Here is a 23,825-nt window from a genome sequence, read left to right as displayed (position 1 = left end):
ATTTTTGTTAATTCAAAAACTTATAACCAAACAAACAATAAAGAATTGCTGAAGCCCCCATAAAGAAAGCAAAAAATAAAACTTGTTGAGGTTTAGAACGACCTTTTAACCATTTCCATCTTTTGTTTTCTATATCAAGCCAGAAGAAGTCAACAATTAATGCGGCTAGTACAACTGCAATGAATGTAACAAAGCCCAAGAATCTATTCACTCCTTTCTTGTTTATATTAATTATACCACAATATGGAAGATAAAATGTAATGTCGCAGTTTGTGAAAGAAGCGAAATAAAGCAGTGTATTTATTTCATAAGGATAGCTCTTAGTGTTCATACTACAAGAAATAGCAAATGATCGAGGTGACTTTATGTTCTTAGATTCATGTGACTCTCTAAACAATATCTCTAATTTAAACACTTTTTAATGGCTGTGATTTTATAGGCTCAGGACAAGGCTGTTAATTGATATTCATTAATAAGCTTGTCCAGTTCTTCGCTGTATTTTAAGGTTTCATAATCATTGAGACCTTTACTCATGCCAGTTGAAATCATTAAACTACGTACATTGTTAATCCTAGTGATTAATTCTTCAGGCGATTCTTGCGTAATCACTTTTCATCTCTCCTAATAATGTATATAAAAAACTACAAGCTTGTACATTATACAACTAAAAAAGTAAGGAAAAAGGAATTCGACAAAACATTTCAAAAATTTACCTTATTTAATTTAGTAGATGAAAAAAGCCGAGAAAGCTCCCGGCCTTTCGAATAAATAGTGTTGGTACCTTTATTTTAACAGATCGGGAGGAGTTTTAGTGAAAAATTCTAACCTTAAAATCACAGCAGAAATCGACTTAATGGAAAATGCAGCGTATGTAGTTATCGACGGACAATTGACGAAAGTGACGCCTAAACAATTTGGAGAAGACACAATCATCTGGAAGGATGGTAAGGTGTTTGATGTGATAAGAAGCCAGCGGGTTCGAATGTCTGGTCAGGAGGTTATTTAGAGGAGGGTGCAAAATGAGTGAAGAAGCGGTAATTATTAATATACCCCCCATCGAAAAGTAGACCATTAAGGAACTAAAATATGTGTGTAAGCATAATAAAATCAAAGGCTACACAATAATGACAAGAGAGCAACTAATAGAGCAAGTAAAAACTATTTTGAGTCATATAAAATAAAGAATATATAGCCTAACGGAAAAACCGAGGGCACCAAAACTTTAAGGCAGGTTGCAGCTGCTTTATTGTTTGGTGTCCTCTTTTATTTTATTAATTTAATCGCCATTTTAATTGATGAAAGACAAGGGAGGAACTTGAAAGTGATGAATAAGAAAGAAATAGAGAAGATTTTAAAAGATTATCACTGGATGATGAATTCGATAAGAATACTCCGTGAGTCCTTAAACGATGCTGGTGAACGCGTGGTCCGTCAATATGGCCCCGACAGTGATATGCCGAAAGCAAAAGGAAGAACTTCTGATCCTGTTTACCAGGAATATCTTAGACGAGAAAAGCGATGGAAGAAGGTCCATGAATATGAGAGAAAGATTCAGCTTCTTCAACAGCGGCTATATGCTATTAAGAATGAGCGAGAAATTGAAGTACTGCATTGGCTTCTGGAAGGAAAGAGCTATCGCTGGATTGCGATGCATCTGGGACTCTCTCATTCTCATATCAGACGGTTGAGAGAGAAAATTATAGAGCAACTTGCAGAATATGTTCCGAATGTTCCAGACGTTCCAAAGGATACGATTTTGCCAGAGCATCATTCGGCTTGTTAGAATGGGAGGCAGGAACGGAGCGGTAAGATGGTCCGTTGGCGTTATTTGTCGAATGAATATTGTAGGTAAATATTCCCTTCTATCGAACTGTGTAGATAGAGGGGGTGTGTAAAATAAAAAAATATTCAATTGATTTTCATTTAATCAATAATCATGTGATCACGCTTGAGGCAGAGAGGAATTCCGAAAAGGAACTTAAAGATGAGCTTGAAAAGACAAAAGGGTTTTATGTAGTAGAAAATGGGGCCGTCAATTTGGCTAATGTAAAGAAGTATAAAATTAAGGATACTATTTAAAGAGAAATACAGGATTTGTTTAGAACGTCACTCAAAAGAGTAACACTGTATTATTTTAATTTTTAATAAAGGTCCTATCTGGTTAATACATAACCAGATAGGACCTCTTTGCTTATAAAAATTTCTATATCGAAACTATCTATTTCTTCTTAAATAGATAAATACGTAATTCAAAAGTTTTTTCAGAAGTTTTTACTTTCCTATTTTTATTATTTTGCATATATTCTTTGGTTTTTCGAATTAATTTGAAAATCATTGAAAGCCTCCTAATTATTTATTAGAGGCCCTATGTTATACGGTTATAATCCATAGTCTATAACATTACTGTTAAATTTTAAAGAGTTGATAAAATAAATTCTCTATTAATTGACAGGTGTAAATCTTTTTTCTCGTCTCATAATTCCAGCCTTTCTAATAAAAACATTATCTTTCGCGGAACTCTTGAATTGAGCATCCCTAAAGTTACCACAACGGCCGAAAATAATGTCTGGATGATCATTGTGGCGATAGACAATAGTTAAATCATATTTTTATTCTCTTCCATGCTGATCACCTTTCTGGTGAAGTCCAGTGATTATTTTATCGTGGAAGGGTAGAGGAAAAAGCTTTTTTATCAAAATATAATTTAAAAAGATATGGTGAAGTTAAAGTAACGAGTAGCACAAAAGAAAAAATAATTTTGATGGCAGAAAACTAAGATATCTTATATATTGGAAAAATCTTCTTATTTTTTGAATTGCTAGAATAAGTTGACAAAGTCAACTAACCGGTTTATATTTTTTATATGATTGACAAAGTCAACTAATATAAAAAGGGGAGTTTCTAATGAAAAATGTTGAAGATAAAACGGTGAAAGAGTTCAGAAGATTTAATCGTTTCTATACAAACGTTCTTGGTTTTCTGAATGAACATATATATGACAGTCCTTTTTCTCTAACAGAAACGCGTATTTTATACGAAATTTACAACAGTCATAATTGTACTGCTAAAAAGCTGCAAGAACATTTAGGGTTAGATCGGGGATATGTAAGTAGAATTATAAAAAAATTTGAAAAAGAAAATATTATTTACAAACAAAAATGTAAAGAGGACGGTCGCAACTATTTAGTGTATTTAACAACATCGGGAGTAGATATTTACAAGAATTTAGAGAAAAAAGCTAATCAACAAGTGGAATATATTTTGAAAGGCATAGATGATAAAACTAGAGGGGAACTTATAGATTCGATGCAAGTCATTGAATGCATTTTATCCCAAAACCTTAATTCTAAAGGGTCAACAATCTTTATAAAAGACTCTTATACTCCTGAAGATATAAAAATTATGATTGAAAAACAACGAGCTTTTTTCATGGATACATATGGATGGGATGACACGTTCTTAGATTATCTTTATAAGACGTTTGAGGGGGATATTGAAAAAATTTGGATAGCTGAAAGTGATGGAGACTTTGTAGGTTGTGTTGGATTGGTCAAACATGATGAGAAAACAGCACAACTGCGCTGGTTTCTTGTAGAGACCGCTTTTCGAAAAGGAGGAACCGGAACTAAACTGATTCATAATTTAATTGATTATTGTAAAGAAAAAAGGTATGAACGTGTATTTCTCTGGACTGTGAGTAACATAACTGCAGCTCGCGCCTTATATGAAAAATTTGGATTCAAAATTACGGAGGTTAAGGAAGAGCAAATGTTATGGGGGCAAAAGCTTGTAGAAGAACGATGGGATTTAATGTTATAAATTGCTTCATGTTTAGTTGAGGAGGAATTATGAATATAAAGGCTCATTATGCTTGGATCATTGTTTTTTTGACATTTCTATCTCTTTTGACTGTTCAAGGTGTTCGTCTTTCTTTTGGTGCATTTGTTGAGCCTTGGGAAAAAGAATTTTCGTTGAATAGAGGAACAGTATCGCTTATTTCAACATTAAGCTTTCTTGTTTATGGATTTTCACAGCCAGTTATAGGAAGGTTAGTTGATAAATTCGGTCCTCGTTTAGTGCTTTCTCTAAGCACCTTTTTAGTAGGGGCTAGTATACTATTAACTGCTTTTGTTCACCAGCCATGGCAATTATTTATTTTATATGGAGTATTTGTATCTATTGGAGTTGGTGGAGCTTCAAATGTGGCTGCAGCAGTAATGATAACAAATTGGTTTAATGAAAAAAGAGGGATTGCTTTAGGGATTGTGGAAGCCGGATTTGGTGCCGGACAAATGTTACTTGTGCCCGGATCTTTGTTATTAATTCAGTGGATAGATTGGAAAGGGACTGTTATAGTTTTTGGAATTCTTTTAATAGTATTGGTATTCCCGGTTATATTTGTATTTTTAAGGAACCATCCTATAGAAAAAGGATTAACGCCTGTTGGGGATATGGAAAAGAAGGCAATACAATTAAACGAAAAGATACAAATATAGACTTTTCAATTTGGACAATTTTTCGTATGAAACAGTTTTGGTTTCTGATTCTCCCATTTTTTGTTTGCGGCTTTACAACTACAGGTTTAATGGATACGCATCTTATCTCATTTGCTCAGTTGTGTGGATTCACAACGAGTTTGACTAGTGTTACAGTTAGCGTACTGGCCGGCTTTAACATTATAGGAATATTAATTTCTGGTATTTTAGCAGACCACTATAGTAGTAGAAAGATGCTTTTCGTCTTGTATATTATACGAGCATTATCACTGGTTATCCTACTATATAGTTATAATCCTATTTTATTGATTATTTTTGCTGTGATATTTGGATTAGTGGATTTTGCAACTGTGGCTCCTACACAATTGTTAGCAACACAATACTTTAGGCATTATTCTGTCGGTTTTATCATTGGGTGGTTATTTCTTAGTCACCAAATGGGATCAGCACTTGGAGCCTATCTGCCTGGTTTAGTATTCAGTTATCAAGGTAACTACGATTTTTCCATTTATTTTTCCATTGTTATTTTAGTGATATCGGCAGTTCTCACCCTTTTACTTCCTGAGTTTCATAAAAAAAGAGGGAACTCAATAACAGTTTAGATTCAGTAATAATAAGACAACACTAGTAAGATACAGGTGGTTCAATCCTGTTACAGAAGAGTTTGAAAATAAGAAACTGTTTTTGCACCTTAACGGGTGCTTTTTTCTTTGCTCCAAAACAAACATAAATATCGGAGGTGGCAGGTGATGTAGAATGGCTGAAAGGTATGTATTAGCGGAGAAAGATTATGTCAAAGGCATGAAATACAAAGACATTGCCGAAAAATACGAGGTATCTATCAACACGGTAAAGTCTTGGAAAAAGCGTTATGGATGGAATCGTAACCGGGGTGCACCCTCTGAAAAAAGTGTGCACACAAAAAAGAGAGGTGCACCCAAAGGGAATATCAATGCCAAAGGCAATAAAGGCGGGGCTGCTCCTAAAGGAAATCAGAATGCTGTGACCCACGGCTTCTTTTCTAAATTCCTTCCAGAAGAAACATTGGAGATCATGGAAAGCCTCAATGAACGATCACCAGCTGATTTGATCTGGGATCAGATTCAAATTCAATATGCTGCTATTATCCGGGCCCAAAAGATTATGTTTGTTGAAAGTAAAGAAGAAATGATTAAGGAGCTTAAAAAGAAAAAGGATGCTGATTTTTCGGAAGAGCGAGAATGGGAGTTTCAGTTCGCCTGGGATCGTCAAGCGACTTTCTTAAATGCGCAATCAAGAGCCATGGCAGAGCTTCGCAATTTGATTAGGCAATTTGATGAACTGGCCCATGTTGATGATGAACGCCGCTTGAAGCTTGAACAAATGACTCTTAATATCCAAAAAACGAAGGCTGAAGTTGATAAGTTGGCCAGTGATGATGACGGGCCAATTGAAATTCTCATCAAGCGAAAGAGTGAGGATTCATGAGCGAAAAAGAAGTAAATCCTCACTTCGAAGACTTTCTATTTGATTGGTCAACAAAGTTCCAATTTCTTGTCGGCGGTTATGGCAGCAGCAAAAGTTATCATGTGGCTTTGAAAATTGTATTAAAGCTACTTGAAGAAAAGCGGACCGCTCTCGTTGTCCGGGAAGTGTACGACACACATAGGGACTCTACCTTTTCATTACTGGAAGAGATCGTTACTGATCTAGGGCTGGATCATAAAATCAAATGTGTTAGTTCCCCTATGCAAATCCGCTTTCCAAACGGCAGCAAGATCATCTTCAAAGGGATGGATAAGCCAGCGAAATTAAAGTCAATCAACAATGTTTCGCTTATATGGGTAGAGGAATGCTCAGAGGTCAAATATGCGGGTTTTAAAGAGTTACTTGGTCGTTTAAGACATCCCACGTTGAAGCTGCACATGATTCTCTCTACCAATCCAGTGGGAGAAGATAACTGGACTTATTTGCACTTCTTCAAAGATGAGCAGAATAACCGCTTTGTTCTTGATGACCAAGAGTTGTACAAACAGAAAACTATTATCACGAATGACACATACTATCATCACTCAACGGCTGATGACAATTTGTTTCTGCCTGAAAGCTATATCGAACAGTTAGAAGAATTAAAGGAGTACGATCCAGACCTTTACCGCGTTGCTCGGAAAGGTCATTTTGGCGTGAACGGAAAAAGGGTGCTGCCACAGTTCGAAGAAGCTCCTCACAGTACGGTTATAGAAGCAATAAACAACATTGAAAAGCCACTCTTCCGCACTGGAATGGACTTTGGATTTGTGGATTCCTTCAACGCTGCTTTACGTATGGCGGTTGATACAGAAAAGTTGTATCTGTACATCTACTGGGAGTATTACAAAAACAATCAAACGGATGATGAGACAGCGGAAGATTTAAAGGAACTTAGGGAAAGTGGTGAGCGGATTATTGCTGATAGCGCAGAACCGAAAACCATTCGATATTTCCGCAAACAAGGCTTTAACATGGTTGGTGCTCATAAGTTTCCGGGTTCTCGCTTACAAAACACCAAGAAGATGAAACGATTCCGCAAAATTATTTGTTCCGATGAATGTCCAAACACAATCCGTGAATGGAAAAACCTTGTGTACAAGGTAGACCGGAACGGCCACATCATACCGGATGAATTCAATATCGATAGTCATTCATTTTCAGCCGCTTGGTACGGGTTAGATGGATATGAGGTAGCCGATCTAAAGGAAAAGAAAAAAGAGAGAAAACGGCCAAAGCGCGAAAGGAGGTAAACAATGAGCCAGCAGAAATTAAATGTGCGTGTGTTTAAGACAGAGGGGCCTTCTGTTAATAGCAAACAGATATACGACGATCCCTTTCAAGCATCATATGGAGATGACATCATTCAACCGCCTTACAATTTGAAAGAGTTAAAAGCAATCGGTGAGTATTCAACGATCATTCAACAATGCATAGATGCTTACAAAACAAACATTGTTGGATTTGGCTTTCAGCCTGAATATGTATTTGATGTGAATGATGACACTCTTTCTTCAGAGAAAAAGAAAGCGGCAGAAGAAGAATGGGTTCGGCTCGAAGAGTTTATTCGTTATCTGAACTATGATGAGGAAGCTGAAACCATTTTAGGGTATGCGCTTGAAGACCGTGAGAAGATGGGAAACGGATATATCGAGGTTTTGCGAGACTCATTAAATCAGCCGGCCGGTATTGAATATGTGGATGGTCAATACATGAGAATTGGCGCCAGAACTGTTCCAGAGGAAGTAGAGTATTTCATTACAGAGAATGGTGAGAGGAAACAGATTAAGCGGTGGCGTACATTCCGGAAGTTTGTCCAGATGATTAACGGAAAGAAAGTGTATTTCAAAGAATACGGAGATCCGCGAATCATGAATCTGACCAATGGGAAGTTTGATGAAAATACGCCGGAAAACTTACGCGCAACAGAGATTATTCATTTTAAAATTGGCAGCGGTACATATGGCGTTCCTCGCTGGATTGGCCACATTGTCCATTTATACGGTGCCCGGAAAGCGGAAGAGCTCAACTATCTGTATTTTAAGCAGGGACGTCATGTACCAGCCGTTATTACAGTGGAAAACGGCATGTTGTCGGAAGACTCTTACACAGCTATCCAAGAGTATATGAATGGTATCGAAGGTGTAGAGAATGCTCATAAATTCTTGTTGCTAGAGGCAGAGGGAATAGAACAGGAAGGCTTGTCAGTAGGGGATGAGAAGATTACTCCAGTGAAGGTAGAGATTAAACCACTTGCTGAAATTCTTCAGCAGGACGCCCTCTTCTTGGAATACGATCAAAAAAGCCGCGATAAAATCCGATCTGCTTTCCGGCTGCCACCATTATATACGGGTGAATCTCAAGACTATAATAAAGCCACCGCAGATACGGCTCGAAAAGTAACAGAAGAGCAAGTCTTCCAACCTGAGAGAAATAATATTGTAGGTAAGCTTAATACGCTGTTCCTGCCAGATTTGAATATTTTCAATGTCAGGCTATCTTTAAAGGGGCCGAGTTTTGGTGATCCCCTTGAAACAGCTAACGCATTAACACCATTTATTAATGCTGGTGCAGCTGTCCCTAATGATTTAAGAGACCTACTAGGACAATTACTTGGAAAAGAACTCGAAACGCTTCCTGATGAATATAATGTGCCGTTCCCAGTGGTCTTAAATAGTCTGCAACAGCAACAAAACAATCCGCTAGCCATGTTAACGAAATCAAATATGGCACCAGGACAAACGGAGTTGATTAATATTTTAAAAGACTTACGAGATGTACTAGAGGAAGTTCGATCATGAGAAAAGTAGATAAATTACTAATAAGCCTAAACGCATACATTGCTAAAGCCGGGGAAGGTGATGAGAAGCTGACAGAAGTTATTCCTGATTTCCCCGGTTTAGAAAGTATACCCAACTATGTTGAAGATTATGAGAAAAAGATAGCTAAACTTTTAAGAAAACAGAGGAAATATTATTTAGATGGTGTTAAATCCTACATAGGGAAAGATATCACTTTGCAGGCCTTGTTAATCTATTTGACAAGCAACCTATTTGCAGAGGATGAATTTGCAGAAGAGATGGAGGAAGAGACATCCGCTTTTCTTCAGTTAACAGTAGCAGGATTAGCCGCTGAGCTAATGGATTCTATAGATAAAGATGTACCTTTTAAAACATTATCCAATCGAAGCATTACTTGGATTGAGGAGTGGTCTAAGGAGCTTAGTAAATTGATGAAATTGAACACCCATGAAGCACTTGAAAGAGAATTAAAGAAAGTCATTGAGGAAGGCGGCTCTATTCAAGATGCAGAGATGGCCATAAAGGACTTGCCTGAGTTTGACCGGAAACGTGCTCGCACAACGGCTATCACAGAAGTCTTAACGGCGTCATCTGTAGCTCAAGTTGAAGCCTATCGCCAAAGCCCGGCCGTAGAGAAAAAGCGTTGGCGGCATTCTGGATCGAAGAAAAATAAACCACGCAAAGAGCATCAAGAGCTAGACGGTAAAGAGATTCCTGTTGATGAAAAGTTTAATGTAAATGGGCATGCAGCGGATTATCCGAGAGATCCGTCTTTGCCAGCCAGTGAGCGGGTGAATTGTCATTGTGTGCTTTCTCCAGTAGTTAATGAATCTATTCTCGGTCTAAGTAAGGAAGAAAAAGAAGAGATCAGACGGCAGGTGCTGGAGGAAAAATAATCTGCTATGATTTTATAAAAAATAGTTGAGGGAGGAGACAGGATGGAAAGCCAACAAGCATTAGAAGAACACTTGCGTAATTTGGAAGAAAGTTTATTAAACTCTGAGGTGCGTTCCTCTCCTGCAAAGCTTAGGGAGATACTTAGTGAAGACTTTTTTGAATTTGGTAGTTCGGGGAACGTTTGGCGTGTAAAGGATGGAATAGATCCAACCGGAATAGGTACGGTTGAGATGACTCTAAGCAACTTTAAAATTCATCTATTGTCTGATGACAGTGTGTTGGCTACCTATCAAATATTCAACGAAGTGAAACAACAGCATACATTGCGTAGTTCTATATGGAGACTTAGAGATGGGAAATGGCAAATGTTTTTTCATCAAGGTACACCAGTAGATTCTCCTACCAAGTAATGTATTAATTACCCTCATTAAGGGCCGATGACATCGGCTTTTATTTGTTATCCACTTATAGATTAAAAATAATAGTCCAGGGGTGTGTAATATGTGTCTTACCTATAAAAACATTGTACTTCTAGATAAAAAATGAAGGGAGGTGAGTGATAAATGCCAAGAGAATTAATTAACGCTAACATCACACACGTTTCTTATGTGGACAAAGGGGCCAACCGGAAGCAGTTTTTCTTCACCAAGTCAGACAACCAGCCGGACTTTCAAAAAGAAGTGAAGCTATTCATTAACAAAGCAGAGGAAGAGCAGCAGCTAGTATATGGAATTGTTTATGAGCCAGATGTGGAAGATTCACATGGGGATTATATGACCGCTCCGGAAATTGAAAAAGCGGCTCATGGCTTTATGAGAGATGCTCGAAACATTGATAAGCAGCATGACTTCCATGCAGGAGTCGGTGAAGTGGTTGAATCTTATATTGCGCCGGCCGACTTTACGATTGGTGAAGAGATAATTAAAAAGGGTTCTTGGGTGCTTGTTACAAAAGCATCTGATGAAATTTGGGAAGAAATTAAGAAGGGAGCTATTACTGGATATTCAATGGCCGGTACTGCTGAGACAATTGAAAAGCAAAGTGAAAAGCCTGTTACTAAGTCGTATGAAAACGATGAAGTGAAAGGCTTTTTTAATTTGATTAAAAACTTCTTCTCTGGCAAAGAAGAGAGTCAAAAAGCTTCAGAGAAGGAGTTAGGAAGCATTGAAAAGGCCGGAAAGAAAATTTCAGCCGCTCGTATGGATAAAATCAATGCGGCATTTGAAGCTTTGAATGAGCTGAAATCAGAAGTTGAAGAGGAGGAAGAAGTGGTGAAAAAAGAAGATATTGAAAAGGCTGTACAAGCGGCACTGGAACCACTTGTTAAACGTTTGGACTCTATTGAAAAGAATGAGCAGCAATCAGAACAGGCTCAAGATGATGTTAGCAAGCAATTAGAGGAGACCATTGCAAAAGCATTAGAGCCGCTAAATCAACGTTTAGAAGCAGTAGAGAAAGCCCGCAGTGTTTCTAAGCAAACGCAAGAAGAGCCACAAAACCAAGAGATTCAAAAACATTATTTAAGCGGAATTCTTTAATTGAAGGGAGTAGAGTCTATGACTATCACTAATAATCAGATCTTGAAAGACGGGGCAATTACAACGGGTTCGATTACTTCAGGTCTTTTAAACCCTGAACAATCCAAACAATTTATTCAGCAGACCTTTGAAGCGACAGCCCTTGGTGGATTAATCCGCAAAGAAATGCGGCGTGCAAAAGCTGGTGAAATCGATAAGATCGGTATCGATTCTCGTATTCTACGTAAGAAAACGGAAGATACAGACGATGGGTACCGCCAAAAACCAAAGTTCGATAAGATCGAATACTCAACAACAGCCGTGCGGTTGCCATGGGAAATTACAGAAGAGTCTCTACGTGAAAATATTGAGGGCCAAAGCTTTGAGGACATCGTAACAAAACTTATGACGACTCAACTAGGGATCGATCTAGAAGATCTATATTTAAATGGCGATGAAGCGACTCTTGATACAGATCCTGACTATGACTTTTTGAAAATCAATGACGGTTGGCTAAAGCAACTGACTACCGGTTCACATGTAGAAGATCGTTCTGCAAAAGATGCAGGAGCCATTTCTCTTAATGTATTCTATGATGCCCTATCGCAATTACCAGATAAATATAACGATGGCTCATTACGCTGGTTAGTGGCTCCCTCTTTAAAACAAAAGTGGGAGCATTATTTATTAAACGAAAATATTAAAAATGGTGGCGGTCTTTCAGAGTCCATTATGAATGCACCGGCTAGTATTCCTTTCGTGACTGTCCCACGTATGCCTAAAGATAGAATGGTGCTGATCAATCCGAAAAACTTAATTGTCGTGAATACGTACGACGTGAAAATCCGTAAAACAGTTGAGGGCAAAGAAGCCATTATGCAAGATAAGCGCTTCTATGTAGTTCACCTCGATTTTGATCCGATTATTGAAGAGAAAGATGCCGCTGTCCTAGTAAAAGGTTTGGCATAGGGAGTGTTTTTATATGACTAAATTAAAGTTGATCAAGGCTTTATCATACAGCGGAATTGTAAGTGCTGACGCTCGCAATCCTTTTGTTGAAGTGAAAACAAAGAAAGAAGCCGAAGAAGCGGTAAAAACCGGGTACTTTGAAATCATCAATGATGAAGAAAAAGAAAAGGAGTGATAGACGTTGCTCATCACTCCCGCAGATGTCATTGCGTATTCTGTATTTGATGCAGTAAAAGAGAGGCCAGTATCGTTGCTTGAGCAGGATATTCTGGAGGCGGAAATTGAGATCGAGAGTATTGTCGGTCATAACTTTGCAGAAATTGCTCCACTCCCTGATAAAGCAAGACTAGCCTTGTTAAAAATGGCTCAATTCTATGCACTCATTAATAGCGATGAATCAATTGTCAAGGGCTATACCTCGGAAAAAATAGGGGATTACTCTTATACATTGGCCAATGGACAAACCATTCGAAAGCCAGACGTTAAGAGTTTGTTGAAAGAATTTATTAAAACAGAACCGACAGATAGGTTCGGTGTTCAAATGAGGTTGAGAGTATTATGAGTTACCGTAATCTTTTAACTCATCGATGTGATGTCTACCATTTAATAAAGAATAAGGATGAGGGAGCATGGGGAATACCGGGAAGTGACTTGGAGGAGGAGTTTTCCTATGGGAAGGTTCCGGACCTTACCGCTGTTCCTTGCTACTTCACGGAAAAGAATCAGTCCATTCTTCAAGGAGAACCTAATCCAACGGCGGTTCAATCGTTTCTTGTTCATTTCTTGCCGTCTGCAGACATTAGGGTAAACGACAAAGTGGTCTGGAATGGCATCGAATTGACATTGCAAATTCCAAAAAAGATCAAGAATCATCATATTGAAGTCACGGCTACTCGGAGTGAACGCCTATGAGCCTGAAAATACGCGGCTTAAAACAGTTTATGAAACAAGTGGAAAAAGCTGCTGATGGAGGACTGAAAAGGGAGTTCGGTTCATGGCTTGAAGGTCTTGGAATGGATTTTCTCGGTCTTATTCAAGATGAAATTATTCGCACAGAAACAGTGGATACTCGAAGGCTGCTAAATTCTTTTAATCGAGGGGATTCTGAGGGTATTTGGTCCATTAATAAAGGTGGATTGACGCTAGAAATAGGAACCCGGTTGACCTATGCCAGTTACGCAAATGACGGTCACTTTCAGCGGAAACGTTTTGTACCTGGATATTGGAGAGGTGATCGGTTTGTTTATGAGCCAGGAGCGAGTACTGGCATGATGTTAAGAGAGAAGTGGGTAGAAGGCTCGCATTATTGGGACAATGCGCTCGCTATTTTTGAAAGGATTTTTCAAAGGAGCCTAGAGCGTCGTATGCAGCGGTGGTTAGATACAGAGTTTTAGGAGGTGGAGCGTTGAATCCGGAAGTAGCAGCTATTATGAGTTATTTTTACAAGTTGTTTCCCTGTAAGGTTTATACGAAAGAAGTGCCGGAAAGCTTTGTGATCCCGAGCATGTATTTTCCTCCTCCTTTTGCTTTTAATAGCAATGATACGCTCTCTACCTTTATGAAAACATATAGTTTGTCAGTGCAGTTGTTTCATAAGGATTCGCAGCAGGCAAATAATGAGGCCGAGCGGATTGCAGACATTGTGAACAGCAAGCGAGGACTTATACCTCTCGTTGATCAAACAGGAGTTCCAACAGGTGAATACGTAAGAATCAACCGTATCGAAACAAGAATAGCAGACAGTGGAGTAGCGATTATCCAAGTAACGTGGGATAGTCGTTATTTTTATGAGAAAGAAGATTATGCGTCGTTTGAGAACTTTGAGGTGGATGGTGAGGTGAAATCATGACGAGCAAAGCAGAACAAACTTTATCCAAAACAGCTACTTCGGAACCAAAGTTTTATTTACATGAATTGCGTGAGCACTCTCCGAAGCTTTTTGATGTGAAGCCGGAAGTTTTTGACGGGGCTGTTTTAGGCATGAAAGATATTCAAGCAACAAAGGCGGAAGTGAAGAAGCGTATTGACGCTTTCTTAAAGAAGGAGGTTAAACAATGAATGGTGGTGCATTTGTCCCTGGGGAGGAAAAGGCACGCGCAGGCTTTTATTTTCGTTTTACCTCAGCTCCTAATGAGCGTTTATCTGTGGGAGACAGAGGGCGTGCAGCTCTTCCACTCGTTTTAAACTGGGGAGAACCAAAGAAGTTTATTGAGATTACGAAGTCAGAAGATGTGGAGAAGAAACTTGGATTGGATATTAACGACCCGGCACTTTTGCTTTTGCGTGAGGCGAAAAAGAAGGCTAAAACAGTCCTTGCTTATCGAGTAAATGAAGGTACAAAAGCATCTGCCGAAGTAGCAACCGGAGTTATTGCAACAGCCGTATATGGCGGTACAAAAGGCAATGATATCATGATCAAAATCACTTCTAATGTGGTGGATGAAACAAAGAAAGATGTCACAACTTTTATGGGAAGCAAAGCTGTTGATAAGCAAATTGTAGAGAATGCAAGCGAGTTAAAAGCAAATGCCTGGGTTACATTCGAAGGTACTGGAGAGTTGACTAACTCCGCAGGTATCAAGTTAACTGGTGGAGCCGACGGCACGCCAACGAATCTTGAGTATATGGAGTTTCTAGCTGCTTCAGAAACCGAGTATTTCGATACCATTGCTTTACCGGTCTCGGAGGATGAACAGTTAAAAGCGGCCTTTATCTCGTTTATTCGTCGTGTGCGTGATCAGCAAGGATTGAAGGTTCAAGGCGTGCTTGCTAATGCTCCAGCAGATTTTGAAGGGATTATCAATGTGACAAATGGAGCGGTACTCCCTGAGAGAACACTTACTCCAGCTGAAACAACGGCTTGGGTTGCTGGAGCTTCTGCCGGTGCAACGATCAATCAGTCTTTGACGTTTGTTGAATACGAAGGGGCTATTGATGTTTTTCCTCGTTATGACAACGATGAAATCATTGAGCGACTGGCTAAAGGTGAATTCATGCTAACGTTCGATGCTCGTGATAAAACGGTAACGGTTGAGAAGGATATCAACTCATTTGTGTCCTTCACGAAAGAAAAAGATAAGAAGTTTCAAAAGAACAAGATCATCCGCATTATGGACGCAATCAACAACGATATCACTCGCGAGTTAAAACGAGAGATTAAGATTCGAAAAGAAAAAGGACAGGATATCCCGGTGAATGGGGATGGAATTCAAATTCTCAGCACTTTAGTAACCATTTATATGAACACTTTGCAAGAAGGCGGAGCTATCAAGAACTTTAATTCGCAGAATGACGTTCAGATTACCATTAATGATGACGGAGATGGTTTCTATATCAACACCGGTGTGCAACCAGTAGACAGCGGGGAGAAATTTTATTTCGGGATGGAAATTAGATGATTGAGCAAATGGAGTACAGTAGGAGAGTCTAAATAAGGCTCTCTTTTCTAGTGGAGAAAAGGAGTGAGATTGTATGGCGTTTCGCTCAGGTAATACGATTTCAGGTAAAGAAGGCCGCTTGTTCTTAGATGGAGAAGAAATGGCCTATGTTAAAAGCTTTGAAGCAAATATAGAAAAAGAAAAAACAGAAGTGAAAGTTTTAGGACGACGAATGACAGGACATAAGACTGTCGGAGCCAGTGGCACTGGTACATTGACTGTTTATAAGGTCACTTCTAAGTTTGTTCGACTAATGATTAACTATGTAAAAACAGGTGAAGATCCGTATTTCACATTCCAGGAAGTATTGGATGATAAATCATCTGGTCGCGGAACAGAACGAGTGACTATTTATGATGTTAATTTCGATAGTGCCAAGGTAGCTGGCTTAAATGCAGAGGGAGAAATCCTAGAAGAAGAATTACCTTTTACATTTGAAGATATCGATATGCCAGAGGAATTACGAGAGGGTTTTTAACTTTAAGAGCAATTAAAATTTCTCTTTTTCTTTTAAAAATGGCGTCTTAACAAAGTATCTTCAATATTACTTGGCTTGGTTCTGCTACGTTGACAACAAGGAATATGAGAATACAACGTTGAATAAGAAAACAGGACCAGACCAAAATGGAGGGATGCTTATGTCGAGTCAAGTCATTCAGTTGTACGAGTACCATGTTTGGGCTAATAAAACCGTTTTTGAACATTTACGAAAGTTGCCTGAAGAGGTATGGAATAAAGAAATAACAAGTGTGTTTCCATCTGTTTGTCAATTAATGTCGCACATCTATGCAATGGATACGATGTGGCTTAGTGTAATGCGTGAACGCCCGTTCAACGAGGCTAGAGAACTGTTAATGCGACTGCTTGAAGAATCAAAGACGGAGAGCTTGGAAGGTGTGGAGAAGCGATTCATTGAAACTGAAAATAAGTATAGGGACTTCTTGAATACGTGTGACTTTGAGAAGACTATTCCCCTGGCACATCCTGTATACGGTTCTGTTAGCACACCATTGTCAGGCTTAGTACAGCATGTCGTCAATCATGGAACATATCACCGTGGCAACTTGACCGCTATGTTGCATCAGCTTGGTCACAGTGGTGTTCCGACTGATTACGTCTTTTATTTGTATACGGTATAAAACCATTGGTCTTAAAATTTGTTAAATGGTAGTTAAGTAAACCGCCCTCTTTGGAAGGCGGTTTAATTTTGGCAATAAATCAACATTGAGATCTAACGCATCCCTAAAATAAAAAATCACATGATCAATTGGGAGGAATTTAATAATGACAAAGCGTGATATGAGTTTCTTTATGGCAGGGAAAGCTCAGGCAGTAACAGAGGAAGAAGTTTATGTTTCAAAGCGATACAAAGATAACGAGGGAAAAGTGATCCCATTTCTAATGAAGCCTATTACAACGGAGCGAATTGAAGAGCTAGAAAAGGAATGCATTGAGCCGGTAAAGGAGAATGGTAAAAAGTAGGCGAGCAATTAAATAGAGCCCGCTGGATTGCCCGCATGGGAATTGAGTCAACGGTTTATCCAGACTTTAAAGATAAAGAACTTCTTAAATCCTACGGTGTAGTAGATCCAGTAGATGCTGTGAAAAAGGTGTTGTCAGTAGGTGGAGAATTTGCAGAGTGGATGAATGCCACACAGCGTATTAATGGCTATGATGAAGATTTTGAGGAGCTAGTTGAAGAAGCAAAAAACTAATCGAGGATGGAGATCGTGATGCGGTCTACATCCATTTTTTGATTCATGAGAGAAATTATAAGCCGCGCGATTTGCAAGATTTGTGGGAGATGCCAAAAGAGAGAAAGGCATTCCTATATGCGTCTCTTGAAAAATATCTAAAAGATCATAAGCCGAAAGGAGGGTGATCGCTTTGGCAAGATTAACAGCTGTCTTTGAAATGAAAGATAATATTTCGAGAAGGTTAAGAGGACTACATCGCAGTTTGGAAAGCATTGAATCCGTTACTGAAGCTACCAATACTGCCATTCGTAGACTTGATAGAGCCAGAGCGAATCCCCGGCTAGAGGTGATTGACAGTGCAACGGGTACTATCCGTGTTATAGAGAGAAGGATTTCGTCATTGGATAATGCGACTGCTTCTCCAACTGTTGAGGCGATTGATCGTTTAACCGGTACTCTGGATCAAATAGATCGAAGGCTGGATAGTGTTGATAGCGCGAGAGCCACCGCCGAAATTGCGGCGATAGACAATTTAAGCAGTATTTTAGAACGGATAGAACAACGGTTAGACAGCGTTGACAGTGAACAGGCTACAGCAGAAATTACAGCAGATGACCAAGCTTCCTCTGTAATTGAAAATATACAGGGGCGTTTAGATCAATTAAAAGGCACTGTGTTAACCATTGGAGCCGCTGGAGGTATTACCGGCTCTGGCCTCATCGGAGCTGGTTCTTCGGCTATGGAACAAGATGCTAGGACGAGTGCCGCTACAGGTATTGCCAGCGCAGAAGTTAGAAAAATGGTTAATGATATTTTTTATAAAAAAATGGCCGGAAATTCAAGAGAAGAAGTCGCCTTATCTCTTCGTAATATGGCCCAGCAGACCGGCCTAAGAGGAAACCAATTAAAAGCTGCTTCTGAAATCTCTAATAAGATTGCAATGATTCATGAAAAAGATGTTCCGGAAGTAGACCGTTCGTTATCCAGCATGATGAAGAATTTTAAGATCGACTCAAAAAGGGCAGGTGATAACCTTGCCTATGTGTTCAAGCATGCAGGGGATCAATATGATGATCTTTTAGATACGTTTAATGAGTATAGCTCAAGCTTTGTAGATATGGCATTGAAACCGGAACAGGTTTCTGCAGCATTTGTAGCTGGAACCAAAAGCGGTGCCCGAAATTTTGATGACATGGCTGATGCGATGCGCGAGTTTAACATCAAGCGCCGAGAAATGACTGACGATCAGATAGCGGCTTTCAAGAAAGTACTGGGAGCCGATGAAGCCAAGAAAATGTTTAAGGGCTTTGAAAAGGGCTCTTATACTGGTCAAGAAGCGATGTACAGATTGGCTCATGGCCTCTCAAAGATTAAGGATGAAAACAAACGTGCAGCTATTGCGACAGAACTTATAGGAACCAAATATGAAGATTTAAAACAACCTATTCTAGATATGGCCAGTGCTATAGATAATCCTATAAAAGCTACAGGTGAGCTCAATAAGCAGTTCAATGACATGCGAAATAATAATCCCATGACACCGATTAATGATGCAGGCCGAAAGCTAAATCAAACTATGACGGAGATCGGCCGCGGAATCATTACCAATGTAGCTCCAGCTTTCGAAAAGTTAAATAAGTGGTTAGATTCTAAAGAAGGTCAAACGGCGGTTAAGGAAATGGTTAAGGATATAAACCGTTTAGCTTCAGCGATTTCAAGTATATTAGTACCGGTGGCTAAAGGAATTGTTACTCATTGGAATCTTATACAAACGCCACTTGAGATTTTAATAGGCGGATTGATTGTTATTAAAGCTACTTCTTGGTTGATTATTAAGCCAATTAAGCTGATTGGAAAGGCTTTTGATTTTACTTTTAGAAGAAACAGATCAAGAGACATGGATGATATTACCGAGAGCATGAGCCGTATGGATCGACGTTCAAGAAGAGGCGCACGTAGCGTTCGAAGTTTAACAGACAGATTAAAAGACTTATTTAAAATCCGTCCGCCGGCTGATAATCCAATCTTCGGTGAGGATACCCGTACTGGCAGACGCAGAAATACGCGGTCTGGCCGACGTGGAGGACGAAGTGGATTAAGAGGTGCTGGTAAAGGTGTGGGTATTCTAGGCACACTTTCTGCTTTTCTAGCTGTAGACCAAGTAGGAACTGGATTAGGTGATTGGCTTTTCGGCCATAAAGCCGGGCAAGAAAGGTTTAATGGCTTGCTTAGTAATCCTTTTAAAGATCCGGGAACTTACACAGAAGATCGGCAAGGAGCTTTATCAAAGCTCTTTTTTGGTTCTAAAGAGAATAAGGCTGCAGCAAACAATGAAGGGAAAGCTCAAGGACAGGCCTTTGCTAAAAACTTCATGACCGGACTAAACTCGGCACCGATGAATGTCTATAGTTGGTTAAATGAGAAAGTCTATAAACCTGTAGGAAGTGCCTCTACCAATGCTAAGAACTTAGGTTACGCCTTCTCTGCTGGATTTGTTATGGGCTTGAACAGTGCTCCTGTGAGTGTCTATACATGGATTAACGAAAAGATTTACAAGCCATTTGGAAGTGTTGCAAAAAGCTCCAAACACCTAGGTTACGCATTCAGTTATGGATTTGTAACAGGTCTTGGCAGTGCTCCTGTTGATGTTTATTCTTGGATCAATCAAAACATTTATATTCCAGTGGGAAGTGCAGTAAAGAGCGCCAAGCATTTTGGCTATGCATTTAGTTATGGCTTTGTTGCAGGTATGAGAAAGAGCCCTCTATCTGTGAATTCTTGGGTTAGAACAAATATATATCAGCCTTTTAATCAAGCCGCCTTGGGGGCAAAGACATACGGAGCAGCACTCGTATACAACTTTAAAAATGGAATTAAATCAGTACCAGTTGGCATGAAAACTTGGCTGAATAATCATGTTGGACAGCCGATGCTAAAGTATATTGTAAGCGGAAAAGGATTTGGCCAAGGGCTTGTTGGTTATTTTATTAGCGGTATGAGAAGTAAGAAAGGTGATGTATCAGCTGAAGCGAAAGTGCTTGCGAAGGCGGTAGAATCTGCGTTCAGAAAAGAGCTTGGAATCCATTCACCTTCTCGTGTTATGGCTGATCTTGGTTATTGGTCAGCTATGGGAGTGGTAAAAGGATTCAGTAGTGTGGATATCTCTAAAATCGCTAAAAGTAAGGCCAATGAGTTAATGAGCTCGTTTGGTAATTATAGTGGTGGTGGGGCTGCAATGGCCCATAGTGCTATTATACAAGCGTTGCAGATCACAGGTATGCCCATGAGTTGGTTAGAACCACTTATGTGGATAGCACAAAAAGAGTCTGGATTTAACCCAAATGCTATTAACTTATGGGACATTAATGCAAGACGAGGAGACCCATCTGTTGGTCTGTTTCAAATCATTGAAGAAACATTTAGAAGATGGACTTTACCAGGTTTCAATGATCGGAGAAATCCTCTTCATTCAGCCGTTGCCGCTATTCGTTATATCAATGGTCGTTACGGTGGAATTCACAATCACCCGGGAGTAAAATCACGGGCCCGCGGCGGTGGGTATAAACCGTATGAGCGTGGCGGTATCATCACACATGATCATATTGCCCGTGTCGGTGAAGGGAATAAGAAAGAAGTAATCATTCCTCTTGAACAACATCGGAATCGGGCACTTGGACTGCTAGATTATGCACAAAGAGCACTTGGAGTGTCGCCTCGGGTATCTATAGCAAGAGTAGGAGCTAAAAACGAAAAAGAATCAGCTCCAGTGATTCTGCCGGAAGAGCAAACACAAACAGTCCGAAATATTATGAGCCGTTCCGTTCAAACGGTTCAGCAGGGAATGCGTGACATTATCATCCAGATCACAGGTGCTAATCATTATCATAACGATATGGATGCTGAAAAAGTTGGTAGAATCGCTTATAACTATATCGAACAAAAATTAGAGGAAGAGTACTTTGAGAGAGGAGCAGTGGTGGCCGATGACTAAAAACGTGTATGAAATCTGGCTGTCTTGGCAGAATGGGAAAGAAAAATTCCAGTTGCCTATTCTCCCTCCAACTATTGAAATTAACAGTCCTTCTAAAAATGAAAATATTGACCTTGCCGATTTCGGTGAAATCACTATCTTGCAGGAACCTGGGGCGAAAACATTTAAGTTTTCGTCTTTTTTTCCGGCTAAATGGAGTCCGCTTTGTGAGGTGAGGCCAACCAAGTTGTCTATGCCATGGAACTATGTAAAACGCTTAGAAGCTTGGAGAGAAAGTAAATTACCGATTCGCTTGATTATGACAGGCACTCCTATTAATTTTGCAGTTTCTATCGATGAATTTTTCTATAAAGAGGGGGACAAAGACATTGGCGATATTGATTATGACCTCACATTGAAAGAATACATCTTTGTTACCTCTCGAAAGATCGATACGAAGAAGAAAACAAATGCGCACGGGGGCAATAAGCAACGACCTGATACAAAGCCTGTTCCCAAAACTTATAAGGTGAAAAAAGGAGATACTCTGACAGGAATTGCAAAGGTAATTTATAAAAATAGCGCGGAGTGGAAAACCATCTGGGAAGCCAATAAACAAATGCTTATCAAGCGAGACAAAAGAAATGTTAAGCAACCTGGCCGTTTTATTTATCCCGGTCAGGTTCTCACTATTCCTCAAAAAACAACAGGTACAGGCATGACAGCGGTTCAGCTTAAAAAAGTACAAACCGGTGTGGCGTCTGTAACTCCTCGTAAGTGAGGAAGCATAAGCATGATTGAATTATTTTTAGTTAAACCTGATTATATGATGGCGATTCCTGTTTCAACAGTTACGTGGTCTGGGCAAAGGTATCAGGCGGCACGAAAGATTGAAGCGAATATCTTATATACTGACGTGGGTCTCCACTTTTACCAACAGGTGATTGAGGGAGATACACTGCTGTTTAAGTGGAAGGGAAATGAATTATTTCGCGGTACTGTATTTAACCGGTCCCGCAATAAGAGTGGCCAGCTTACATTAACAGCGTATGATATGCTGCAATATTTTTTAATGAACAAGGACATATATAACTTTTCAGGAAAGCGTCTTGATGAAATTTTGTTGAAGATGTGCAAGGACTTCGAAGTCCCACATGGCTCTTTTGTGAACACGAAAGAAAGGGTAGGAAAGATAATTGATCAGGAAACGTCTCTTTACGATATTGCACTTCGAGCAATGATCGATACACATAAGGCTTCCAAGAGAAAGTTTCATATCTATTCCCGTCTTGGAAAAGTACATTTAACAGAATTGAAAAAGCAGGATATTCAATGGGTTCTTGAAGTAGGTAATAACATCATTGATTATACTTATGATACATCAATTGAGGAGACAGCTACACGAGTCAAATTAACATCTGGTGAAGGAAATAAGACTGTCACAGCGGTTGTCACAGACAGTGAAGGCAAAAAACAGTTTGGAGTGATTCAACACTTCGAAAAGGTATCGGAAACCTTAAATAAATCAGCCTTAACGAAAAAGGAAAAGAGATTTTGGACAAGAAAAAAGGAGTCAAAAAGAAGTTAGATGTAGAGGCGCTCGGTATTGAGTCTGCCACAAGCGGAAATGCCATTTATGCAATTATTGATGATATTCGTCTCAAACGTACAATGTACATTGACACGGACGTCCATACGTTTGTTGGAAACAAACATACGATGAGCCTGCATTTAATTGAGACGAATGACTTCCCTGAAATGGAAGAGCTATCTTCATCGTCAACTTCATCAACTTCAAGTTCAGGATCAACAGGAGGATCTTCCAAGGCCCAGGAAGTGGTCACTCTCGCGAGAAGTTATATTGGTCGTCTCAAATATGACTTTGGAGGAAAAAACATTGCTAGAGGTAGTGGTGATTGTTCCGGATTCACAAAGTTCATTTACAAGAAGGTTGGTATAAATCTTGGTGATGGCACAGCTAACCAAATTAAAAAAGGAAGAAAAGTCGGAGACAACGAAGGGCAACCGGGTGATTTAGTTTTCTTTAAGGGAACTTATCGGTCGGGTGTTTCGCATGTCGGTATTATCACAAAACCGGGTTATTGTGTGAGCTTAGGAAACAGTGGCTGTAAAGAGCACGGGTATTTAAGAAGTAACAACTCATACTGGGGCCCTAAATTCATGCAAATTAATCGAGTTCTGTAGAGGTGAGGGAAAGTGGCATTGAGTGACAAAATTAAAAAGCACTCATTAAAAGCAGGAGAGATAGAAAACCCAGTCAGAATCTTTGACGCCGATGTAGTGTCAACCAATCCTGTGAGCATCCGTTTAATGAATAATAATAAGCTCATTCTCTCAGAAGAGTCATTTATTATCCCGAAATCCTTAACAGATTATACTGTACAAGTTCAAACGCCTCGGGGAATAGAGACACATACAGTTCTTAATGCATTAAGGATAGGAGATAATCTCAAAGTCGCTGCCATCCAGGGTGGTGGCTTTTATTATGTCTTAGATCGAGTAAGCAACTAGGGG

Annotated in this window: 27 protein-coding genes and 3 pseudogenes; 27 read left to right on the top strand and 3 right to left on the bottom strand. The window is 39.5% G+C overall.

Annotated features, from left to right (window positions below; all coding sequences use genetic code 11):
- Nucleotides 1-7: 7 nt before the first annotated feature.
- Both CJ483_RS03030 and CJ483_RS03025 read right to left on the bottom strand, forming a co-directional pair.
- Entirely contained in the window at nt 8-199 is a 192-nt protein-coding gene (locus CJ483_RS03030; protein WP_120031814.1) for a hypothetical protein, read from the bottom strand.
- 242 nt (nt 200-441) lie between these two features.
- The gene (locus CJ483_RS03025) at nt 442-609 is read right to left on the bottom strand and encodes an aspartyl-phosphate phosphatase Spo0E family protein (RefSeq protein WP_120031812.1); all 168 of its coding nucleotides are present in this window, start codon (nt 607-609) and stop codon (nt 442-444) included.
- Between the two features lie 202 nt (nt 610-811).
- Between CJ483_RS03025 and CJ483_RS03020 the strand changes: the two genes are divergently transcribed.
- The 3 genes from CJ483_RS03020 to CJ483_RS03010 all read left to right on the top strand — a co-directional run bounded on the left by CJ483_RS03020 (nt 812) and on the right by CJ483_RS03010 (nt 2,079).
- Complete coding sequence (locus tag CJ483_RS03020; protein ID WP_182916948.1) at nt 812-1,006, top strand: DUF3954 domain-containing protein; 195 nt, start codon at nt 812-814, stop codon at nt 1,004-1,006.
- A 318-nt stretch (nt 1,007-1,324) separates the two neighbouring features.
- Nucleotides 1,325-1,783: a LuxR C-terminal-related transcriptional regulator gene (locus tag CJ483_RS03015; protein ID WP_120037763.1), complete on the top strand. Its 459-nt coding sequence runs from the start codon at nt 1,325-1,327 to the stop codon at nt 1,781-1,783.
- A 104-nt stretch (nt 1,784-1,887) separates the two neighbouring features.
- On the top strand, nt 1,888-2,079 hold the full coding sequence (locus tag CJ483_RS03010) for a hypothetical protein (RefSeq protein WP_120031810.1): 192 nt from the start codon (nt 1,888-1,890) through the stop codon (nt 2,077-2,079).
- Nucleotides 2,080-2,441: 362 nt separating this feature from the next.
- Here the strand turns inward: CJ483_RS03010 and CJ483_RS25635 are convergent, their stop codons facing one another.
- Entirely contained in the window at nt 2,442-2,594 is a 153-nt protein-coding gene (locus tag CJ483_RS25635; RefSeq protein ID WP_481747731.1) for a DUF8096 family protein, read from the bottom strand.
- Nucleotides 2,595-2,904: 310 nt separating this feature from the next.
- Between CJ483_RS25635 and CJ483_RS03005 the strand changes: the two genes are divergently transcribed.
- The 24 genes and pseudogenes from CJ483_RS03005 (at nt 2,905) to CJ483_RS02895 (ending at nt 23,822) form a co-directional block, all read left to right on the top strand.
- Nucleotides 2,905-3,819 (top strand): bifunctional helix-turn-helix transcriptional regulator/GNAT family N-acetyltransferase, encoded by a 915-nt coding sequence (locus tag CJ483_RS03005; RefSeq protein ID WP_120031808.1) that lies wholly within the window; start codon nt 2,905-2,907, stop codon nt 3,817-3,819.
- A gap of 29 nt (nt 3,820-3,848) precedes the next feature.
- Nucleotides 3,849-5,098, top strand: a pseudogene (locus tag CJ483_RS03000) (MFS transporter).
- Nucleotides 5,099-5,252: 154 nt separating this feature from the next.
- On the top strand, nt 5,253-5,963 hold the full coding sequence (gene terS, locus CJ483_RS02995; protein WP_120031806.1) for a phage terminase small subunit: 711 nt from the start codon (nt 5,253-5,255) through the stop codon (nt 5,961-5,963).
- Nucleotides 5,960-7,255 (top strand): PBSX family phage terminase large subunit, encoded by a 1,296-nt coding sequence (locus tag CJ483_RS02990; RefSeq protein WP_120031804.1) that lies wholly within the window; start codon nt 5,960-5,962, stop codon nt 7,253-7,255. Before terS ends, CJ483_RS02990 begins: the two co-directional genes overlap by 4 nt.
- Nucleotides 7,256-7,258: 3 nt before the next feature.
- Nucleotides 7,259-8,803 carry a phage portal protein gene (locus tag CJ483_RS02985; RefSeq protein WP_120031802.1) on the top strand — a complete coding sequence of 515 codons (1,545 nt, stop codon included), beginning with the start codon at nt 7,259-7,261 and terminating at the stop codon, nt 8,801-8,803.
- A complete protein-coding gene (locus CJ483_RS02980) occupies nt 8,800-9,699 on the top strand; it encodes a phage minor head protein (RefSeq protein WP_120031800.1) in 900 nt (299 codons plus the stop codon). Before CJ483_RS02985 ends, CJ483_RS02980 begins: the two co-directional genes overlap by 4 nt.
- A 42-nt stretch (nt 9,700-9,741) precedes the next feature.
- Nucleotides 9,742-10,110 carry a nuclear transport factor 2 family protein gene (locus CJ483_RS02975; RefSeq protein WP_120031798.1) on the top strand — a complete coding sequence of 123 codons (369 nt, stop codon included), beginning with the start codon at nt 9,742-9,744 and terminating at the stop codon, nt 10,108-10,110.
- A gap of 153 nt (nt 10,111-10,263) precedes the next feature.
- Nucleotides 10,264-11,238 (top strand): XkdF-like putative serine protease domain-containing protein, encoded by a 975-nt coding sequence (locus CJ483_RS02970; protein ID WP_120031796.1) that lies wholly within the window; start codon nt 10,264-10,266, stop codon nt 11,236-11,238.
- 18 nt (nt 11,239-11,256) lie between these two features.
- Nucleotides 11,257-12,186, top strand: a complete 930-nt coding sequence (locus CJ483_RS02965) for a phage major capsid protein, P2 family (RefSeq protein WP_120031794.1) — start codon at nt 11,257-11,259, stop codon at nt 12,184-12,186.
- 13 nt (nt 12,187-12,199) lie between these two features.
- Nucleotides 12,200-12,361: a hypothetical protein gene (locus tag CJ483_RS24340; RefSeq protein ID WP_182916947.1), complete on the top strand. Its 162-nt coding sequence runs from the start codon at nt 12,200-12,202 to the stop codon at nt 12,359-12,361.
- A gap of 6 nt (nt 12,362-12,367) precedes the next feature.
- The gene (gene yqbG, locus CJ483_RS02960) at nt 12,368-12,748 is read left to right on the top strand and encodes a protein YqbG (protein WP_120031792.1); all 381 of its coding nucleotides are present in this window, start codon (nt 12,368-12,370) and stop codon (nt 12,746-12,748) included.
- A complete protein-coding gene (locus tag CJ483_RS02955; RefSeq protein WP_120031790.1) occupies nt 12,745-13,098 on the top strand; it encodes a DUF3599 family protein in 354 nt (117 codons plus the stop codon). The genes yqbG and CJ483_RS02955 overlap by 4 nt, the downstream gene beginning before the upstream one ends.
- 2 nt (nt 13,099-13,100) lie before the next feature.
- A complete protein-coding gene (locus CJ483_RS02950) occupies nt 13,101-13,580 on the top strand; it encodes an HK97 gp10 family phage protein (protein ID WP_120037761.1) in 480 nt (159 codons plus the stop codon).
- Nucleotides 13,581-13,591: 11 nt separating this feature from the next.
- Nucleotides 13,592-14,035, top strand: a complete 444-nt coding sequence (locus CJ483_RS02945) for a phage tail terminator family protein (protein WP_120031788.1) — start codon at nt 13,592-13,594, stop codon at nt 14,033-14,035.
- Nucleotides 14,032-14,244, top strand: a complete 213-nt coding sequence (locus CJ483_RS02940; RefSeq protein ID WP_120031786.1) for a YqzN/YkzM domain-containing protein — start codon at nt 14,032-14,034, stop codon at nt 14,242-14,244. The genes CJ483_RS02945 and CJ483_RS02940 overlap by 4 nt, the downstream gene beginning before the upstream one ends.
- Entirely contained in the window at nt 14,241-15,584 is a 1,344-nt protein-coding gene (locus tag CJ483_RS02935; protein WP_120031785.1) for a phage tail sheath family protein, read from the top strand. Before CJ483_RS02940 ends, CJ483_RS02935 begins: the two co-directional genes overlap by 4 nt.
- Before the next feature lie 73 nt (nt 15,585-15,657).
- On the top strand, nt 15,658-16,101 hold the full coding sequence (locus CJ483_RS02930) for a phage tail tube protein (protein ID WP_120031783.1): 444 nt from the start codon (nt 15,658-15,660) through the stop codon (nt 16,099-16,101).
- 160 nt (nt 16,102-16,261) lie between these two features.
- Nucleotides 16,262-16,762: a DinB family protein gene (locus CJ483_RS02925; protein WP_182916946.1), complete on the top strand. Its 501-nt coding sequence runs from the start codon at nt 16,262-16,264 to the stop codon at nt 16,760-16,762.
- 145 nt (nt 16,763-16,907) lie between these two features.
- A pseudogene (locus CJ483_RS02920) lies at nt 16,908-17,338 on the top strand (phage tail assembly chaperone).
- Nucleotides 17,339-17,510: 172 nt separating this feature from the next.
- Nucleotides 17,511-21,311: a phage tail tape measure protein gene (locus tag CJ483_RS02915; protein WP_120031779.1), complete on the top strand. Its 3,801-nt coding sequence runs from the start codon at nt 17,511-17,513 to the stop codon at nt 21,309-21,311.
- Entirely contained in the window at nt 21,304-22,071 is a 768-nt protein-coding gene (locus tag CJ483_RS02910) for a LysM peptidoglycan-binding domain-containing protein (RefSeq protein WP_120031777.1), read from the top strand. Before CJ483_RS02915 ends, CJ483_RS02910 begins: the two co-directional genes overlap by 8 nt.
- Nucleotides 22,072-22,083: 12 nt before the next feature.
- Nucleotides 22,084-22,964, top strand: a pseudogene (locus tag CJ483_RS02905) (XkdQ/YqbQ family protein); the annotation flags it as partial.
- Nucleotides 22,962-23,495 carry a C40 family peptidase gene (locus tag CJ483_RS02900; RefSeq protein WP_481747730.1) on the top strand — a complete coding sequence of 178 codons (534 nt, stop codon included), beginning with the start codon at nt 22,962-22,964 and terminating at the stop codon, nt 23,493-23,495. The pseudogene CJ483_RS02905 and the gene CJ483_RS02900, both read left to right, overlap by 3 nt.
- Nucleotides 23,496-23,507: 12 nt before the next feature.
- Nucleotides 23,508-23,822 (top strand): DUF2577 domain-containing protein, encoded by a 315-nt coding sequence (locus CJ483_RS02895; protein ID WP_120031771.1) that lies wholly within the window; start codon nt 23,508-23,510, stop codon nt 23,820-23,822.
- Nucleotides 23,823-23,825 lie beyond the last annotated feature (3 nt).

The organism is Bacillus sp. PK3_68, from assembly GCF_003600835.1.
In the GTDB taxonomy this organism is placed as follows: Bacteria; Bacillota; Bacilli; order Bacillales; family Domibacillaceae; genus Pseudobacillus.
This window is presented reverse-complemented; position numbering and strand designations above follow the sequence as displayed.

Bases quoted from the DNA above. Each gene is read 5' to 3' on its own strand.
- CJ483_RS03015 (WP_120037763.1), top strand. From the start codon at position 1,325: ATGAATAAGAAAGAAATAGAGAAGATTTTAAAAGATTATCACTGGATG.
- CJ483_RS03005 (WP_120031808.1), top strand. From the start codon at position 2,905: ATGAAAAATGTTGAAGATAAAACGGTGAAAGAGTTCAGAAGATTTAAT.
- terS (WP_120031806.1), top strand. From the start codon at position 5,253: ATGGCTGAAAGGTATGTATTAGCGGAGAAAGATTATGTCAAAGGCATG.
- CJ483_RS02990 (WP_120031804.1), top strand. From the start codon at position 5,960: ATGAGCGAAAAAGAAGTAAATCCTCACTTCGAAGACTTTCTATTTGAT.
- CJ483_RS02985 (WP_120031802.1), top strand. From the start codon at position 7,259: ATGAGCCAGCAGAAATTAAATGTGCGTGTGTTTAAGACAGAGGGGCCT.
- CJ483_RS02980 (WP_120031800.1), top strand. From the start codon at position 8,800: ATGAGAAAAGTAGATAAATTACTAATAAGCCTAAACGCATACATTGCT.
- CJ483_RS02975 (WP_120031798.1), top strand. From the start codon at position 9,742: ATGGAAAGCCAACAAGCATTAGAAGAACACTTGCGTAATTTGGAAGAA.
- CJ483_RS02970 (WP_120031796.1), top strand. From the start codon at position 10,264: ATGCCAAGAGAATTAATTAACGCTAACATCACACACGTTTCTTATGTG.
- CJ483_RS02965 (WP_120031794.1), top strand. From the start codon at position 11,257: ATGACTATCACTAATAATCAGATCTTGAAAGACGGGGCAATTACAACG.
- CJ483_RS24340 (WP_182916947.1), top strand. From the start codon at position 12,200: ATGACTAAATTAAAGTTGATCAAGGCTTTATCATACAGCGGAATTGTA.
- CJ483_RS02955 (WP_120031790.1), top strand. From the start codon at position 12,745: ATGAGTTACCGTAATCTTTTAACTCATCGATGTGATGTCTACCATTTA.
- CJ483_RS02940 (WP_120031786.1), top strand. From the start codon at position 14,032: ATGACGAGCAAAGCAGAACAAACTTTATCCAAAACAGCTACTTCGGAA.
- CJ483_RS02935 (WP_120031785.1), top strand. From the start codon at position 14,241: ATGAATGGTGGTGCATTTGTCCCTGGGGAGGAAAAGGCACGCGCAGGC.
- CJ483_RS02930 (WP_120031783.1), top strand. From the start codon at position 15,658: ATGGCGTTTCGCTCAGGTAATACGATTTCAGGTAAAGAAGGCCGCTTG.
- CJ483_RS02925 (WP_182916946.1), top strand. From the start codon at position 16,262: ATGTCGAGTCAAGTCATTCAGTTGTACGAGTACCATGTTTGGGCTAAT.
- CJ483_RS02910 (WP_120031777.1), top strand. From the start codon at position 21,304: ATGACTAAAAACGTGTATGAAATCTGGCTGTCTTGGCAGAATGGGAAA.
- CJ483_RS02900 (WP_481747730.1), top strand. From the start codon at position 22,962: ATGTACATTGACACGGACGTCCATACGTTTGTTGGAAACAAACATACG.